The organism is Paraburkholderia atlantica (genome assembly GCF_009362785.1).
In the GTDB taxonomy this organism is placed as follows: domain Bacteria; phylum Pseudomonadota; class Gammaproteobacteria; order Burkholderiales; family Burkholderiaceae; genus Paraburkholderia; species Paraburkholderia atlantica.
In genome coordinates this window covers 76975-92914 of sequence record NZ_WHNQ01000029.1, presented here as the reverse complement: position 1 = coordinate 92914, position 15940 = coordinate 76975, and the positions used below count along the sequence as shown (strand labels likewise).

Genomic DNA, 15940 nt, shown 5'->3' with positions numbered 1-15940 from the left:
TTGTTCTCGGCGCGTAACCGCGAGAGCTCCATCTGCTCGGGCGTGACCACCTTCGCTCCGGGACCGTTCAGTTTGCCGGCCTGCTCGGCCTTCACCCAGTTGCGCAGCGTCTGCTCCGACACGCCCAACTCGCGGGCCACTGCGCCTACGCCTTGCCCGTCCTTGACTCGTTGCACGGCCGCCGCCCGGAACTCCGGCGTGTACGCCTGTTTTGGTACCTTGAACATCTCTTCTTTCCTTCCTTTGGGTCGAGTTTACACACGACCTGCTGGAAGGCGAAATTTCAGGGGAAGCTCATTCTCGCCTTTAGCCACTTTCAGTTGCACCATCTTGATCCTCCGGAGAACCTGCCTGCTGTTCGGCGAAGGGGTTTTCGTACCGCACCGTGACTAAGATCTTCATTCCCGCCGCGCGCGACGTGTACGCCGACCGCCTTCTGGGCATGGCTCGGCCTCAGTACGCGACCGAGCGACCCCGGGAGCCGCAAGCACGACGTCCATCGTGCCCTTCTGCTGCCAGCGCTTGGAGTTGTGCCGGGCGGTAATGTGTGACGGGAAGCCGAGGTTCTGCAGCAGATGCCCCAAGCGGCATTCCTTGGTCAGCACATGCACGATGGCTTTCAGCCCGCAGACTGGCGACGCGCGGACGGCCAAGGCCAAGTGTCTGCGAACCGAAGAGCGGCTCAACCATCACCCATTCGTCGTAAGTGAGCGGCTGGTAGATCAAACGTCGCTTACCTCTTCTTCGACCGATCGTTGAGCGGTCTGCCCGTCCAGCACTTCGATCCGGAACGGGCCACGGACTCCCGTTGAAAATTCTGCCGCCGCGGCCAAAGCGCGTTCGAGTCTGACGTCCGGCCGCATCGGCACACCGACGGTGGTATGCAGTGAGCCCAGCGCCGCCTGTTTGCCGCTACCACAGGCATCGAAGTTCACGGCGCGCTCAGCAACCTGATAATCGCCGCGAATCTGGAAGATACGCCCCATGTACCCAACCAGAAAAGTGCCAGCCGATTCGCGTTCACCGTCCTTGCGCGCGAATCCGCCGCGGGTAAAGCAAGCGCGTACCGCCTCAATGAACGTCGTGCACATGAAGGCGAACACATCGGTGCCCTCAGGGCGCGGCGCGACGGTCAGACTATGACCCAGAAGCTGCCCCATCCTGAAGGATGTCGTGAAGCCGATCAGGAACGGTCCCACCCGATAAATCTTGGGGTCGGCGCGCACGGTGATGGCCCCCCCCGATCCTGCCGAATCCGCACCCATGTAAACCTTCTTGCCATCTGTCAGCGCCACAATGCAGGTCATGCTGCCTCCGTAGGTGTTGCCCGATAGAACGCGACGCGCACGCCCTCGCACGGCTCAGCCGTGGTCGAATCCATGCAAGTACGCCCATTGCCGCCCAGAACTGCCTCGCGGGTCTATGACGTCCCGCCGGCAGGTAACCTCATCAGATCAGCGCGACAATCTTGTGCCACTGATTTTCAGTGGCCCGCATTGCCCGTGATTGGCGTTGTTCCAACGCAGAAACCAAGTCATTGGCCTTTTCAAGCGTGACAGTTCCTGTATAGGATATTATGCTGGTCAATACCGCATCGGGTCCGGCGGAGTCCCAGACAGTGATAAATCGCCATGAGCCGATCCTGCACAAAGAACGCATAGCAGCAACACAGCGCGGAGAACGTTTTCGCGAAAGAAATTCATGCCTTCCTTTGTAAGTAAAACACTCGTCAACTAGCCATCATCCACGTCGGCAACGAAGGCCATCGAGCGCCAGACGGGGATGCCTATAACTGCGCAAATTCGTTGCCGCGCACAAGGTCTAAACCTCGGATTCTGATACTGTGCAAAATAAATGCCACGATATCACTAATTACCAGTCACACTGATATAAAACGTTTTTTTAATGCCATAACGATTGTTTAATATTTTAATCGTTTGGAAGTGCGTTCTACCGAGCCATCCGTCTACATATGCCCGATGGTCGGCTCAATCGCGCTACGCCGCCGGATCATGACGCGCAACGTTCGCGTGATGCCACGGCGCAGACCGGGGTGGTAGACCCTAACGCTGTCCGGTTCGGCGCCCCCGGGCAACCACGGTCGACGATCACGATTTCAGGTTGGACGTCACTGAGAATCGCCGCGTAGTCCAGCGCTTCTTCCATGAGATGACCGTCGTGCGCATTGCCCGGCATCGAGCGGGTCCTAATTACCGGCGTCCTCCGACGCGTCGCCGTGATCAATACCTCTACACCGTAAGCGCTAGATTTAGCACAGCGAATGAGGAATCGTTTGCATTCTGCACGCGTGAGTAGCCCCCATCGCGACGGTCGATATTGACCGGCGATGTTTCCAATTGTGTTCGGGGAGTGTGCGCCGACGTGGCGGCCTGCGCGCGTCTTGTGTGTCAGCTCGCTTTCGACTCGGCGCTGCGCTTCGCATAGTTGAACGGCAGCAGATCGCTGATGTCCGCATCCGGCGCGCGTTGCGGCGACTCGGTCAGCACGTGTACGAGGTACGCATAGGGCTCGACGCCGCAGGCCCGACAGGTCCGGATCAAGCTGTACACCATGGCGCTCGCCTTTGCTCCGGCAACGGTGTCACTGAACAGCCCCGAAGTTCTGCCAGTGCAGAAGGGGCGGATATCGCGTTCCATGACGTTATTGTCTACCGGGGCAAGCCCATCTGCCACATAGCGGCTCAGGTATTCCCACTGGTTGCGTGTATAGCCAATTGCCTTGCCCAGCAGGCTCTCGGGCAACACCTCAGGGGTCTGCTCATCGAGCCATTTCCTGAATGCTTCGAGCAATGGAACACTGTGCTGCTGGCGCAGGCGGTACATGTAGCCGATACGCGTCTCGCCTTCAGGCCGATTCCCTTTGGCAAGCCGCTCGACCTAGTACAGTGCCTCAAAGTACTTGAGTGCCTGCGCTACGCGGCAACCGGGTTTCCTCTGCCCCTTGAGCGCGTCGACGAAGCTCCGTCTCGCATGGGCCAGGCAGCCGAAGTGAGTTGGGCCTTCGAGCGTGCGCCACGCAGCGTAGCCGTCGCTCATGAGCAAGCCCCTATAGCCCGCGAGGAACCTCTTCGGATGTTCCTGACTGCGCTCCGGCTGGCGCCACCGGCTCCCCGCAGTCCTCGGCACTGCGGTACGCCTACATATAGCTCTTGCTCTGCGCGCTCTTGCCAGGCTCCTTGAGTACCTGCACCGTGGTTTCGTCGCCGTGAATCAGCGGCTGCGAGAGCAGCGTCTTACGCAGCGCTGCGTACAGGCGGCTGTAATGCAGCTCGGCGGGCCGGATGATCCAGTTGGCCAGTGTGCCACGGCCTACCGGAATGTCTGCGCGCGCAAATACGTCTGCCATCCGGTACAGCGGTGTACCGTCGACAAACTTGCCGGCCGTGACGGTGGCGATCACCGACGCGCTGGCATTGCTGCCCGGCAGCGCCTGCAGGCATCGACGCAATCAGGACCGGCGTGCGGTCTGCGTGGCGCTCGCAATGCCGGCATGCGTACTTGAAACCACACCTGTTGCAGCACCGACGCCTTGACGTCGATGTGCAACTGCTCGCTGTTATCCTCGCCCATGCGGTGCATACCGTGACCGCAGCAGGCGCAAATCTTCTGGTCCTCAGGCACGTCGTATTCGATGCGCTGGGGCGGCAGGTTGGCCGGCAGCGGTTTGCGCCCACGCTTGCCGCCTTCCGGCTCGTTGACTTGCGGCAGTCCGGTGTCAGGCAGCGCGAACGCGTCATCAGCGTCGTCTTAGGCCTGGGCCATTTGTTCGGCTTCGTTGAACACGCGATCCGTGAGCTTCTCACTGCGGGGCGCAAAGCGCTGGCTTTGTGCAAGCCCCAACTGCTCGTCGAGGGTCTGTATGCGGGGGGCCAGGTCAGCAGTACCCTGCTCAAAGCTCACGGATATAGGCTTGGGCGGCCGGCGGAAGTCCAGAGAAGATGTGTGTCCATGCCTCTCACGATAGCGATGCAACCGCCGAAACAGGTTTACGTGCCGCCTTGATATCAATCAAGCTTTGTGTCGATCGTCTCGGGCCGATAGCGGCGGGATGGATGTCGACGAACCGCTTCAGTGTCGATGCCCTCAAGCAGCCAATGCAGCTGTTCGGTCGTCAGTTCGATGACGGCCTGCTGCCGGCGCGGCCACACTAACCGGTCTGCTTCCAGGCGGCGCAGCATCAGTCGGACGCCACGCTCCCACAGCAACAGTTTGATGCGGTTAGCCCGCCGGTTGCTGAACGCGTACACGGCGCGTGCGAGCAGATCGATCTGCATCGACTGCTCAACCAGGTTGACGAGGCTGTTGATCCCAGCCCTGAAGTCGATCGGCTCGCGGTACAGATAGACTCGCAGCTCCGTATCGAAGCAGAACATCAGCGCGCTCGCAATGCTGCGGTCATCGCCGTCACGAGTGAAGCGTCGCGCCCGGTACACTCGAGCTCAACGAGATCCCCATTGGGAAGCGTCGCCGACAGGCCCGCCAGCGATGCCGGGCGCGGCGAAGGACGAGAAGGTTCACGCTGTGGCGTCGATTCCGATGCGGGTGGCACAGCTCCCCTTGGGACCAACGCCGGGGCCGCGTCGTCGATTGTGACGACTGTCGCGATTGTGCAACTGGTTCGCATTCACCCCGGCCTTCAGCGACAAGCCTGCCAGCGATGCGCCAGGCAGGCGGCAGGCCTCGATCAGCTTGCGCTTGCCCTCCGGGTTGGATCCATGCTTGCCATCAGCACATGTCCGGATCACCCGCAGGGGAAAAAGTCAAAGTCAGTGTCGGTCATTATCTGCGTCCGCAATCCAAGTCTGCGGGCGCAGCTTGCATCTTCCCGACTACGGAGGCTAGGTGCGCCTTATTTCGCGCTTACTTTACACCTTATATGGTCGCGCCCGGTTTATCAGGCTTTCTTTCAAGTGGTGGCGACGCTGGTAATCGACTGCTTCCGTATATCCAGACTGTCAAACGAGCCAGATGAACTCTAGCAGGCTGTTGAATTTGGGTCCCGTGTAAACGGGGTTTGAGGGACGGGCGTTATGGATGTTCATGATCTTTGGCAGCGGATGCGATGCGCGGAATGGATGAGATGCAGGAACCCCTGTTCACGACGGTCAAGCTCGAGGACTTCGTCCCGGCAGATCACCCGTTGCGACCGATTCGGTTGCTGGTGAATGACGCGTTGAAACGGCTCAACGGGCTGTTCAGCGTCATCTACGCGGACACCGGCCGTGCCTCGATTGCGCCTGAGAAGCTGATGCGGGAGCTGCTGTTACAGGTGTTCTACTCGGTGCGCAGCGAGCGGATGCTGATGGAGCAGATGCGCTACAACCTGCTGTTCCGCTGGGTTGTCGGGCTGGCGATTGAGGACGCCGTGTGGGACCACTCGGTGTTCTCGAAGAACCGCGACCGGTTGCTGGAGCATGAAGTCGTGGAAGCGTTCTTCACCGAAGTCATGAGCCTGGCGGACAAGCGGGGCTTGCTGTCGAGAGACCATTTCTCGGTGGACGGCACGCTGATTCAGGCGTGGGCCAGTCACAAGAGCTTCCGCCGTAAGGACGGCCCGGACGATGGTCCGCCAGCCAGCGGTGGCCGCAACGCCGACACTGACTGGAAAGGCGAGCGACGTAGCAATGCCACGCACGAGTCGACTACTGATCCGGAGGCGCGATTGTTCAAGAAGAGCCACAAGAGCCCGGCCATCCTGTGCTACCACGGGCACATCCTGATGGAGAATCGCTCGGGGCTGGTGGTCGGCGCCGTGGTCAGTCACGCAGATGGCTTCGCCGAGCGGGCCAGCGCATTGCAATTGCTCGATCGCGTGCCAGGCGCTCATGCGAAGACAGTTGGTGCCGACAAGGCGTATGACACCCGCGACTTCGTGAACGATTGCCGCGCTCGCAACGTGACACCGCATGTCGCGCGCAACGATGAGCGTTGGGGCGGCAGCGCAATAGACGGCCGCACTTCGCGGCACGCGGGCTACCGGATTAGCCAGATCATCCGCAAACGAATCGAAGAGCATTTCGGCTGGGGTAAAACGGTCGGTCGGATCCGGCAGACGGTCTATCGCGGTATCAAGCGCGTCGACCAGCACTTCAAGCTGACGATGGTTGCCAGCAATCTGACCCGCATGGCCCGAATGCCAGGGGTGGTGCCGCAAGGAGCGGCGCGATGAGCGGTCACGGCGTGAAGACTGCGCGCCAGCAGGGCGGCATGCGTGCGCATGCGCCGCGCGGATCGCGCGGCAAACCGGTAATTCAGCGGGAAATTGCACGCGCAAGTCTCCTGAACGTAGCTTCGGTGTCGTGACGGGGCGCTTTTCAACAGCCTGCTAGGACTTCGATGCAATCTGCTGTCCGGGTTCTAGTTGAACTCTCGGGCTCGAACGTGTGGTGCGTGGGGTGACTCAGGATCTCCTGGCCACGGTCTAACCTAGCGGGGAGGGAAAACGCTGGCTCAGAAAGCGGACGGAACTTCGGTGATGTCTGCCAAACGCCGCCACGCGGTGAAGCGTGCTGCGAGCTGTTTGCGCGCGTTCAGGATCGCGAAAGCCACGCATGCGTCGCTCGCGTTAACGTTCGGCTGATTACCATTTTCGGCACGGCTATTAAGCCGCGCGCTGGCTTTGACAAAGGCGTGCTTGACGTAAGCCGGTTCGGGAATCTCGGCTGGCCAAACGGTCATCCCGGCCGCCGCTCGTTTTACCGTGAACTTGGGGGAATCACCCTTGGACGGTATCGAAGCGCTGCATTATCTAGCGCCACTCAGCGACGTAGCGCCATCGTGATACAGGCCAAACGCGTGACTGAGCTTGACGGACGTTATCGGCATTTCGCGGATCACCGCTGGATGCAAGCAAAGGCTTACCGGTCCAAGTCAAATCCCAATTCCGTGGAGCAATATCCGTAGGAGCGGTAAAATCCGATTACCCGGTCGCGAAATGTGAATCGCTGGCAGATACTTCTTACAATCCATTGCGCCAGCCATCCTTAGCGCCCTCAATGTCGCCCGCGCGGCAAGAGAAATGCGTGCGAACTCGCTGACGACCACTCGTAACTTCATTTCATCAGGAGATTGCCAGCATCCTTCTACTCGACGATCAGCCCATGCCGGATCGCGTATCTAATCAACTCGGCGTTGTTGGACAGCCCGAGTTTGCGCATTAATCGCATCTTGTGTGTACTGATAGTTTTCGCACTGAGCGTACATGTCTCGGCGATTTCATTGATGCTCCTGCCCGCCGCGAGCATCTGCAGCACCTGGAATTCGCGATCCGACAGTACTTTATGAGGAGGCACGTCGTCGCGCTGAGTATCGAAGACCATTGCATCGACGAGCTTCGGGTCGAGGAAACGCCCGCCCTCCGCGAGCTTGCGGATCGCTGCGAGCAGCACTTCCGGGTCACTGTCCTTGGTCAGATACCCCGTCGCTCCCGCGCGCAGCGCGCGGGACGCGACCTGAGCCTCATCGTGAATGCTCAGCACGAGCACCGGCAATGAAGGATGTTCCGCCCGTACTCTGCGAATCAGGACGACACCGCTGATGCCTGGCATCGTCATGTCGAGCAACAAAAGGTCAACTGCCCGCGACCGCAACCCATCGATCACTTCTGACCCCTGTGCCGCTTCCGCCACAACGACGATATCGCTCGTAGTAGCTATGATTTGTCTGAGTCCACCACGGACGATTGCATGATCGTCTGCGATGAGTATCCTGATCATGTTCGAAGTCCGCCATCGAGCGGAATGTGAATCGAAACCATGGTGCCCGCGCCCGGCGCGCTGTCGATTGAAAGCGATCCGCCAATCAGCCGCGCGCGCTCGTTCATGCCGAGCAGGCCATATGAATAGTCGCCCCTCACGACTTGCTGGTCGAAGCCGCGGCCATCGTCACGCACCTGCAGCAGGAGCTTCGCCGCTGTCGAAACAAGCGTCACCTCGATATGTGTGGCGTCGGCATGCCGCGCGACGTTCGTCAGCGACGCCTGTGCGATGCGGAACAAAGCCGTGGCATGTGAATCGGACAGCGAGGGTTCTCCGCCTTCGATGCGCAATTCACACACAATAGCATTCCGGAGGTTGAACTCGTCGACAAGCCATTCAAGGGCAGACGCAATTCCGAAGTTGAGCGCGGCGGGCCGCAAATGACTCGCGACATTGCGCACCATCGAGATCGTGCCTTCGATCAGTTGACGCATATCATCGGCCTTTTTCGAGGCTTCCGGGTCGTGCGCTATGCGCATCTTGAGCAGAGACACGTCCATCTTGAGCGCAGTCAGCAATTGACCCAGTTCGTCGTGAACTTCCATCGCAATGCGCCTTCTTTCTTCTTCGCGAATCGCCTCCATATACGCGGACAGTTCGCGCTGCTCCTGGCGCGATTCGACGAGTTCCTGCTCCATTTGCTTGCGCCCAGTGATGTCGTTCAGGCCAACATAGATCGCCGGAGAATCGTCGTAAGTCGCAACGCGTGCCGTCACCATCGCCCAGAATCGTGTACCGTCAAGACGCCGCAATTTGACTTCTGTATTGCGCAAGCCACCCTTCGTTTGTAGATGCTCGATCAGACGCTCATGCTCGCCACGTTCGGCATAGAAATCGTCGATATTGGCGGACGAGGCTTCTTCCATACCGAAGAGCTCACGCAGCGGCCGGTTTGTGTACAGGATGTGTCCGTCAGGAATCGACGTGATGCACAGCGGCACCGGACTCGTTTCGACAATCGCGCGAAAGCGAGCCTCGCTTTCCTTGAGACGAGCGTCTGCACGCCTCCCCTCGTCGATCTGCGCCAGCAAGCTCGTGTTGGCATGCGCGAGCTCTTCGGTGCGCAACGAGACGCGGTGCTCCAGATCGTCGCGCGCTGCCGATAGCACCGCTTCCGTCTTCTTTCGCACGGCTACTTCCGCGAGCAGCAGGTGGTTCTGCGCGAGCACCTGCTTGTGCGTCATCCGCAGTTCAAGGTGCACGCCAACGCGAGCCAGCGTCTCATCGACACGTAACGGCTTGGTTACGTAATCGGCGCCGCCCACCAAAAAACCTCCGACGCGGTCCGCGTCGCCTGAGAGCGAGGTCATGAATATGACCGGGATGTCACGCGTGCGCTCATCGTGCTTGAGGCGTCGACAGGTCTCGAAGCCGTCGATGCCTGGCATCTCCACTTCGAGCAGGATCACGTCCGCCTGCGCAAAGACCGCACGCTCGACTGCTTCCGTACCATCGAGCGCCGTCAGCACCCGCATGCCGTGCGCCTCGAAGCTGTCGACAATCACACCAAGATTCCCCGGCGTATCGTCGACGATAAGAATCGTGCCCTTGTGCGCGACTAAAGCGGCCAAATCGGTCATGATGCGGTGTTTCCTTCGAGATACCGCTCCACGAGTTGCAAGATCGCTTTCCACTCACAGGTTCACGCGAACCGGCTCCTATCCCAAATATTCGCGCGAGTGCCGCCATTGTGGGAGTCCAATATTTGGACCTCGATCCAGAGCCTAGTCTACGCGCCCTTGCCGGCTTCAAGGTCCGCTGCGACAACGCGCACCGCAGCGTCAAATCCGCCGCACGCTCCACGAATTTTGCGCTTATGCTTGCATTTTCTCTCCCTACTCCGCCCGCGCCATCAGCGTGACTCTGCGCGGCGCGGCCAATTCGTCGATCAGATCTGCCACTTCGCAGAGCGCGCGGAAGTCACAGTCGTCGATCCGATTCGCGTGATTCCGCCGCAAATCGCGAAGTGTTTCGCCAAGGCGCCTGAGCGCGCTGGGGCTACTGTCGCGCAATGGCCAGCAAAGCATCAGATACGCAAGCGCCGTCAAGCTGCGCGTCTCGCACCAAGTGTCGAACAGTCGCAGACATATCGCGTCGATCTGCGAGACGACGTTCTCCCTCTCCGACAGATAGCCCATCATAATTCGTCAAGTCGACGTTGCATGTCTTCATGTTCATTATCGACTAGGAGACTTCCTACCGCATTCAGCGCTTACTGCAAAATCAGGGTATGAGATCCTGAATCACGCGTCAGGACATCCTGACGCCATTAGCGCAGAAAGCCCGCCGATAGGTAAACCTTCAACTTCTGCCGCACAAGGGCGATCCGATTCAGGAAGTCCTGACGGCCTCAACCAGCGCTTCCTGAGACAACATTCGTCCGGCTCCGATTGGACGCCCGCTCCGATCGCCATACCATCGAATCATCGTAGATCGAGGGGAAAACCATGGCGGCCTACACATCGCTGCGCTCTCAACACGAAAAGCTCGTTGGCCCGACGCGCGATTACTGGGCGCTTGTCCGCCTGCTGGACCACTTCGTTTCACGCGGGAACATGCCGCGCGCGCATACAGATGGGTCGGCCGACCGGTGCGTGCTCGGTCTACCTCTCTCGCCATGCCAATGCCACGTGGCACGTCTTCTCACCGCCGCCTCATCGTTCAGCGAGCCGGGGAAAGAAATATGCACGACGATGCCTTGAGCATTCTGCCGAAGGAAATGATCCAACTTCGCGCGTGGCTCAGCGACTGGTACGACCAGGCATTCGCCGCGGGCTACATTCACCCGCCCTTCATTCTCGACGAAGTGACCGCCGACCGGTTGGAAGGCTACTTCAAGGCGGGCCTGACGCAGCCGAAGGCGCAATTTTGTTCTTCCGCGTCGTGCATTGAGCGCAAGCGATGATGTTCGAAGAACTCGGCTGGATGTGCTTGTCGACCGCGAGTGCCGGATGTCGACGACCGAAGCGTGGTCACGGCTTTGTCCGGTAAGGCCTTGCTCAAGCATGCCGCCTGGCTAATCATAGGCCTCACCATTGGCCGGTTCTCAGGGGCGCGATGCAAATTGCTCCGTATATCTTTCACCTTGCTCGCGTCGCTTCAGCACACCGAATTCACTCCTAGCTAAAGTACTGTCGTCAACAGCGCAAGCAGGGCGACTGAGCCTTTGGTCCCTGAAAAGTGCCGACAAAAACCGACGATTGCGAACCGAACCCGCGGCATTCACTGGCCGCCGCTCGAAACGGACGGGCCATAACTCGCTTGTTTAGGCGAAACTGCAAGCGATCAACCAAATAGGCGAATAGGTGTACGGATCACATGGCAGAGGAACATATTCCTGATGCGATTCTGTTGCGTGGAGCGGAATCGCCGTTTCGCGGGCACCCAGCTCGCATGGAAGTGGGTGCGCGGCTAGTGCATGTCCGGCACCGGAAAACAAAACCCGCAGGCAACTGACTACCGCGACATCATCAGCATACCGACGTTCTGCATCACCCAGACCGTGCCGAGGATCAGGAACGCAGCGGCTAGTATCGTGTAGCAGAGTGAAAGCACGTTCCATCCCTGCCCAGGCGAGAGGGTCAGATGTAGGAAGCACACAAGGTGCACGACAACTTGCACAAAGCCGAGTACGGCGATCGCGATCATAGCCGTAGTTGCATCGAGGGCATCGTACAGCCCGACACCGAATGCGCCGGCCGTAAGTAATACCGAAAGAAAAAAGCCCGCGAGATACCTAGTGAGGCTGCCATGACACCCCGCGTGAGTCTGCGCATAAGCCATTAAAGCATGCTCCCCAGATAGACGAAAGAAAACACGAAGATCCATACTACGTCGAGGAAGTGCCAGAATAGGCTCAGGCACGTTAGCCGGCGGACCTCCTGCTCACCAAGCTGAGGCACCCGCAGCACTTGCATCATTAGTACGAGCATCCACAGCAGGCCGAAGAAAACGTGAATTCCGTGCGCAGCGACGAGCGTAAAGAAGGCTGAGAGAAACGCGCTGCGCTGCGGGCCCGCGCCTTCCGCGATCAGCTGCGAGAACTCGCGAAGTTCGAGCGCGAGGAACGACGCGCCAAGAATGAATGTGATCACGAGCCAACCGAGCACGACACCGCTCCTTGCCCGCGGCACACCCAACATCGCGAAACCATAGGTGATACTAGAAAGCAACAGCACAGAGGTTCCCAGCGCCACGCCGGTTAGATCGAAGAGATCGTGACCCGTAGGGCCACCGGCGAACTGGTGCCTCAGCACACTGAACGTAGCAAAGAGCGCCGCGAACAGCATACAGTCGGTCATCAGATACACCCAGAAGCCGAACACCGAGTGCGATTGTGGATGATCTTGATAATCGACTTCTGAAAAATCTGCGCCAACGGTTTTCTGTAACATCAGTAAGCCTCCTCGGCGACTGAACCGTTAATGCCCATCGGGTCTCTGGTGCCAAACCGCCGTTCTTCGATCTCACGGACCATCGCCGCGGGAATGTAATATCCGTCGTTCTTGTCGAAGCTCTTTATGATCATCGTGAGGACGATCCCAATGAAACCTAGCAAAGCGAGCCACGCGACGTGCCATACGGCCGCGAAACCCAGCACCAAGCTGCACATCCCTGTGAAAAAACCCGCCGATGTATTGGATGGCATATGGATGTCCACGTACTTTGACGCCAGCCCAAGGCCGCGGCCCGTTTCTTTCATGTACGCGAAGGCGTCAATGTCCTCCACTTTCGGAACGAGAGCGAAGTTGTAGACCGCCGGCGGTGAGGAAGTTGCCCATTCGAGCGTGCGCCCATCCCATGGATCGCCTGTCATATCCTTGTATTCGGCCTCGTTGCGGTTCACGAATGCCATCACCCACAGCAGAACCTGTAACAGGATCCCCACCGCGATGATCGCCGCGCCGAGCGCCGCAACAATGAAGTATGGTTGCCATTCAGCCACATCATAGTGATTTGTGCGGCGCGTCGCGCCCATGAAGCCGAGCACATAAACAGGTACGAAGGCCACATAAAAGCCGACGAACCAGCACCAGAACGACGCCTTGCCGAGCTTGTCATCGGGCTTGACACCGAACACCTTCGGAAACCAGTACTGCAGGCCAGCTAAATAGCCAAACACCACACCGCCAATAATGGCGTTATGAAAATGAGCGACCAAGAAAAGCGAATTGTGCAGCACAAAGTCCGCGCCCGGAATCGCCATCATCACGCCGGTCATGCCACCGATAGAGAACGTCACCACGAAACCGATGGTCCAGAACACGGGCGCAGCGAATTGAACGCACCCGCGATACATCGTGAATAGCCAATTGAAGATCTTGACGCCGGTTGGAATCGCGATAATCATTGTGGCGATGCCGAAAAATGCGTTGACGTCGGCGCCTGAGCCCATGGTAAAGAAGTGGTGCGCCCAAACAAGAAACGAAAGTAACATGATCGCACACGATGCGTAGACCATCGTCCTGTAACCGAATAGCGGCTTCTTGCAGAAAGTAGCCATCACTTCCGAATAGATGCCGAAAGCGGGCAGCACTAGAATATACACTTCGGGGTGGCCCCACGCCCAAATCAGGTTCAAGTACAACATGGCGTTGCCACCAAGTTCGTTCGTGAAGAAGTGCGTGCCAATATAACGATCGAGGCCGAGCAGCGCTACCGCGACCGTGAGAATGGGAAACGTCGCCATGATGAGGACATTCGAGCAGAGCGCCGTCCATGTGAACACGGGCATCTTCATGAGCGACATCCCCGGCGCGCGCATCTTGATGATTGTGACAAAGAAGTTCACGCCCGACATCAAGGTGCCGACACCCGAGAGCTGAATCGCCCATATATAGTAGTCCACTCCAACGCCAGGACTAAATTTCAGCTCGGAAAGCGGCGGATACGCGAGCCAGCCGACCTTCGCGAATTCGCCAGCTACGAGGGACAGATTGATCAACGCCGCGCCGACTGCGGTCAACCAGAAGGAAAGCGAGTTCAGGAACGGAAACGCCACGTCGCGCGCGCCGATCTGCAATGGCACGAGGAGATTGAAGAAGCCTACCATGAGCGCCATCGCCATGAAGAAGATCATGATGACGCCATGCGCCGTGAAGATCTGGTCGAAGTGATCCGGCGGCAGATAGCCTGGCGAATTGAACGCCACGGCTTGTTGAAGGCGCATCATTACGGCGTCGGCAAAGCCGCGCACCAACATGAGCACGGCTACAATCATGTACATGACGCCGATGCGCTTGTGGTCCACGCTCGTGAGCCACTCGACCCAGAGGTACTTCCACTTGCCTTCTAAGGTGACCAGCCAGAACACGCCGAGGACAACAAGCGCCATGAACACCGACGCCCCCATGACGATGGGCTGATCGAAAGGCATCGCGTCTAATGTGAGTTTTCCGAACATGGCTGTTTACCCTTTGGTTACGCACGATGAGACAGTGAAATCCGCGACGTTGCCGTTGTTGTATTTGCCGACGATTTTGTCGAAAAGCCTCCGGTCGACCTTCGAGAAGTACTGCACGGGCGCGTTTGCGTGCGGCTGCGTGACCGTTGCGTACCGATCCATCGTAAGCTGGGTAGATGAAGCTTTTACCGTCTCCACCCACGCATCGAAGCCCCGCTGGCTCGTAGCCACCGTACGGAACTTCATATCGGAGAAGCCTTTGCCGCTGTAATTCGACGAGAAGCCCGTGAAGTCGCCCGCTTCGTCGGCGATCAGGTGTAACCGCGTTTGCATGCCGGCCATCGCGTAGACTTGAGTGCCAAGTTGCGGGATGAAGAAAGAGTTCATCACCGAGTCCGACGTGATGCGAAAATTGACCGGCGTGCTGACAGGCACCGCCAATTCGTTCACTGTAGCGATGCCGAGGTCAGGATAGATAAAGAGCCATCTCCAGTCGACCGCGACGACTTCGACGTTGATGGGCTTCACGTCCGATTCCAGTGGTTTATAAGGGTCGAGCTCATGCGTGGTACGCCACGTAAGGATGGCGAGGAATAGAATGATGGCAGCGGGTATGGCCCAGACCACCACTTCAATCGCCGTTGAGTGAACCCAGGTCGGGACGTAGCGTGCGCTGCGGTTCGACGCGCGGTAGCGCCACGCGAAGGTAAGCGTGAGGATAATAACGGGAACTACGATCAGCAGCATGGCCCATGTGGCCGAGGCGATGAGTGATCTCTCCGCCGCGCCTACGCTACCCTTGGGACTCAGGACGAGAAACTTGGGGCTACACCCAGCAAGAGAAACGAACAGCCAACCACCGATAGGGATTAACCACTCCTTAAAAGCTTTCCTCTCTGTCATGCCCATCTTCTCCCAAGTTAACCACTGTACAAGGAGCGAAGCCAGCCGTTCACTGAACCGTCTGTCGCTTGAGATTCGCAACGTCTAGAACTTCACCCCGACGCCAATACCAATGACCAGCGGATCGAGATGCAAGGCGCCAATTGTCGAGCCGCTAAGCGATGCGTCAGTCTTCATCCATATCTTCTTGATGTCGGCGTTAACGAATAGACTCTTTGATGCCTGCACGTCAATCCCGACCTGCAGCGCAGGACCAAAGCTGTGATTCTTTATAGAGACGGGCACACCTCCCGCATGCAATCCGTTGTTATAGAAGAGCGTGTAGTTGAGTCCGGCACCAACGTACGGTCGAACGCGTCCCGCATGATTAAAATGATATTGCAATAACAATGTCGGTGGCAGCACGTTAACGCCACCAAGGTCGCCGAGATTCGACGTCAGGTGATGACGTGAGGTACCAAGAATCAACTCGACGCCGATGCTGTCCCGTACCATATAAGTGAAATCGACCTCTGGCACCAGCGCGTTGCTTACGCCGACATCGAGCGCGGAAAGCGTGTCAGTGCTGCGAACTTGCGGTTCAATGCTTATCGCGCGGAGGCGTACCAACCAATCACCTGCGTAGTTTCCGACGACTTCACTGTCGGCGGCGTTAGCTGCGTGCGGTCCAAATGGTGACATAAGGAGTAGTGCAGCAGCCACATTACGGAGTTGCTTTATCATTGTCATTACCTTTAGCCATTAACCTTCTACACTGTGTCCGAATTCGTGGCCGATAGCGTTGATCGCAATCAACTGATGTTTTACGCAGTGCTTGTGTGCGTTACCGCGTCGCAGGCCATATGAGTTCTTGCACT

General features: G+C 58.4%; 13 protein-coding genes and 4 pseudogenes. 2 read left to right on the top strand and 15 right to left on the bottom strand.

What is annotated here, in order from left to right:
• The 6 genes and pseudogenes from GCT19_RS30930 to GCT19_RS44840 all read right to left on the bottom strand — a co-directional run.
• Positions 1-227: transposase (locus GCT19_RS30930; RefSeq protein ID WP_152854003.1), on the bottom strand; the 227-nt coding region annotated here is incomplete at its 3' end.
• Between the two features lie 495 nt (positions 228-722).
• The gene (locus tag GCT19_RS30925; RefSeq protein WP_152854009.1) at positions 723-1307 is read right to left on the bottom strand and encodes a hypothetical protein; all 585 of its coding nucleotides are present in this window, start codon (positions 1305-1307) and stop codon (positions 723-725) included.
• A gap of 662 nt (positions 1308-1969) precedes the next feature.
• A pseudogene (locus GCT19_RS43635) lies at positions 1970-2259 on the bottom strand (IS5/IS1182 family transposase); the annotation flags it as partial.
• Between the two features lie 149 nt (positions 2260-2408).
• Positions 2409-3924 (bottom strand): annotated as a pseudogene (gene tnpC, locus GCT19_RS30915) (IS66 family transposase).
• A gap of 100 nt (positions 3925-4024) precedes the next feature.
• Positions 4025-4453, bottom strand: coding sequence for an IS66 family insertion sequence element accessory protein TnpB (gene tnpB / locus GCT19_RS30910; RefSeq protein ID WP_018438246.1), 429 nt, complete (start codon positions 4451-4453; stop codon positions 4025-4027).
• Positions 4393-4800 (bottom strand): annotated as a pseudogene (locus tag GCT19_RS44840) (IS66-like element accessory protein TnpA). Before GCT19_RS44840 ends, tnpB begins: the two are co-directional and overlap by 61 nt.
• 282 nt (positions 4801-5082) lie before the next feature.
• Between GCT19_RS44840 and GCT19_RS30900 the strand changes: the two are divergent.
• On the top strand, positions 5083-6189 hold the full coding sequence (locus GCT19_RS30900; protein ID WP_375791997.1) for an IS5 family transposase: 1107 nt from the start codon (positions 5083-5085) through the stop codon (positions 6187-6189).
• Between the two features lie 281 nt (positions 6190-6470).
• Here GCT19_RS30900 and GCT19_RS43630 read toward each other — a convergent pair.
• The 4 genes and pseudogenes from GCT19_RS43630 to GCT19_RS43625 form a co-directional block, all read right to left on the bottom strand.
• A pseudogene (locus tag GCT19_RS43630) lies at positions 6471-6683 on the bottom strand (IS6 family transposase); the annotation flags it as partial.
• Between the two features lie 419 nt (positions 6684-7102).
• Positions 7103-7735 carry a response regulator gene (locus GCT19_RS30890; protein ID WP_018435039.1) on the bottom strand — a complete coding sequence of 211 codons (633 nt, stop codon included), beginning with the start codon at positions 7733-7735 and terminating at the stop codon, positions 7103-7105.
• Positions 7732-9357, bottom strand: a complete 1626-nt coding sequence (locus tag GCT19_RS30885; RefSeq protein WP_018435038.1) for a hybrid sensor histidine kinase/response regulator — start codon at positions 9355-9357, stop codon at positions 7732-7734. The genes GCT19_RS30890 and GCT19_RS30885 overlap by 4 nt, the downstream gene beginning before the upstream one ends.
• Positions 9358-9612: 255 nt before the next feature.
• On the bottom strand, positions 9613-9918 hold the full coding sequence (locus GCT19_RS43625; RefSeq protein WP_018435037.1) for a hypothetical protein: 306 nt from the start codon (positions 9916-9918) through the stop codon (positions 9613-9615).
• Between the two features lie 542 nt (positions 9919-10460).
• On the opposite strand from GCT19_RS43625, the gene GCT19_RS30870 reads away from it, so the two are divergent.
• The gene (locus GCT19_RS30870) at positions 10461-10682 is read left to right on the top strand and encodes a hypothetical protein (protein WP_375791996.1); all 222 of its coding nucleotides are present in this window, start codon (positions 10461-10463) and stop codon (positions 10680-10682) included.
• A gap of 551 nt (positions 10683-11233) precedes the next feature.
• Here the strand turns inward: GCT19_RS30870 and cyoD are convergent.
• The 5 genes from cyoD to GCT19_RS30845 all read right to left on the bottom strand — a co-directional run bounded on the left by cyoD (position 11234) and on the right by GCT19_RS30845 (position 15806).
• Entirely contained in the window at positions 11234-11560 is a 327-nt protein-coding gene (cyoD, locus tag GCT19_RS30865; RefSeq protein WP_018435036.1) for a cytochrome o ubiquinol oxidase subunit IV, read from the bottom strand.
• Positions 11560-12171, bottom strand: coding sequence for a cytochrome o ubiquinol oxidase subunit III (gene cyoC, locus GCT19_RS30860; protein WP_018435035.1), 612 nt, complete (start codon positions 12169-12171; stop codon positions 11560-11562). Before cyoC ends, cyoD begins: the two co-directional genes overlap by 1 nt.
• Complete coding sequence (cyoB, locus tag GCT19_RS30855; RefSeq protein WP_026228613.1) at positions 12171-14180, bottom strand: cytochrome o ubiquinol oxidase subunit I; 2010 nt, start codon at positions 14178-14180, stop codon at positions 12171-12173. The genes cyoC and cyoB overlap by 1 nt, the downstream gene beginning before the upstream one ends.
• A gap of 6 nt (positions 14181-14186) precedes the next feature.
• A complete protein-coding gene (gene cyoA / locus GCT19_RS30850) occupies positions 14187-15083 on the bottom strand; it encodes a ubiquinol oxidase subunit II (protein WP_035491054.1) in 897 nt (298 codons plus the stop codon).
• Positions 15084-15167: 84 nt separating this feature from the next.
• Positions 15168-15806: an OmpW/AlkL family protein gene (locus tag GCT19_RS30845; RefSeq protein ID WP_026228611.1), complete on the bottom strand. Its 639-nt coding sequence runs from the start codon at positions 15804-15806 to the stop codon at positions 15168-15170.
• Between the last annotated feature and the right edge of the window lie 134 nt (positions 15807-15940).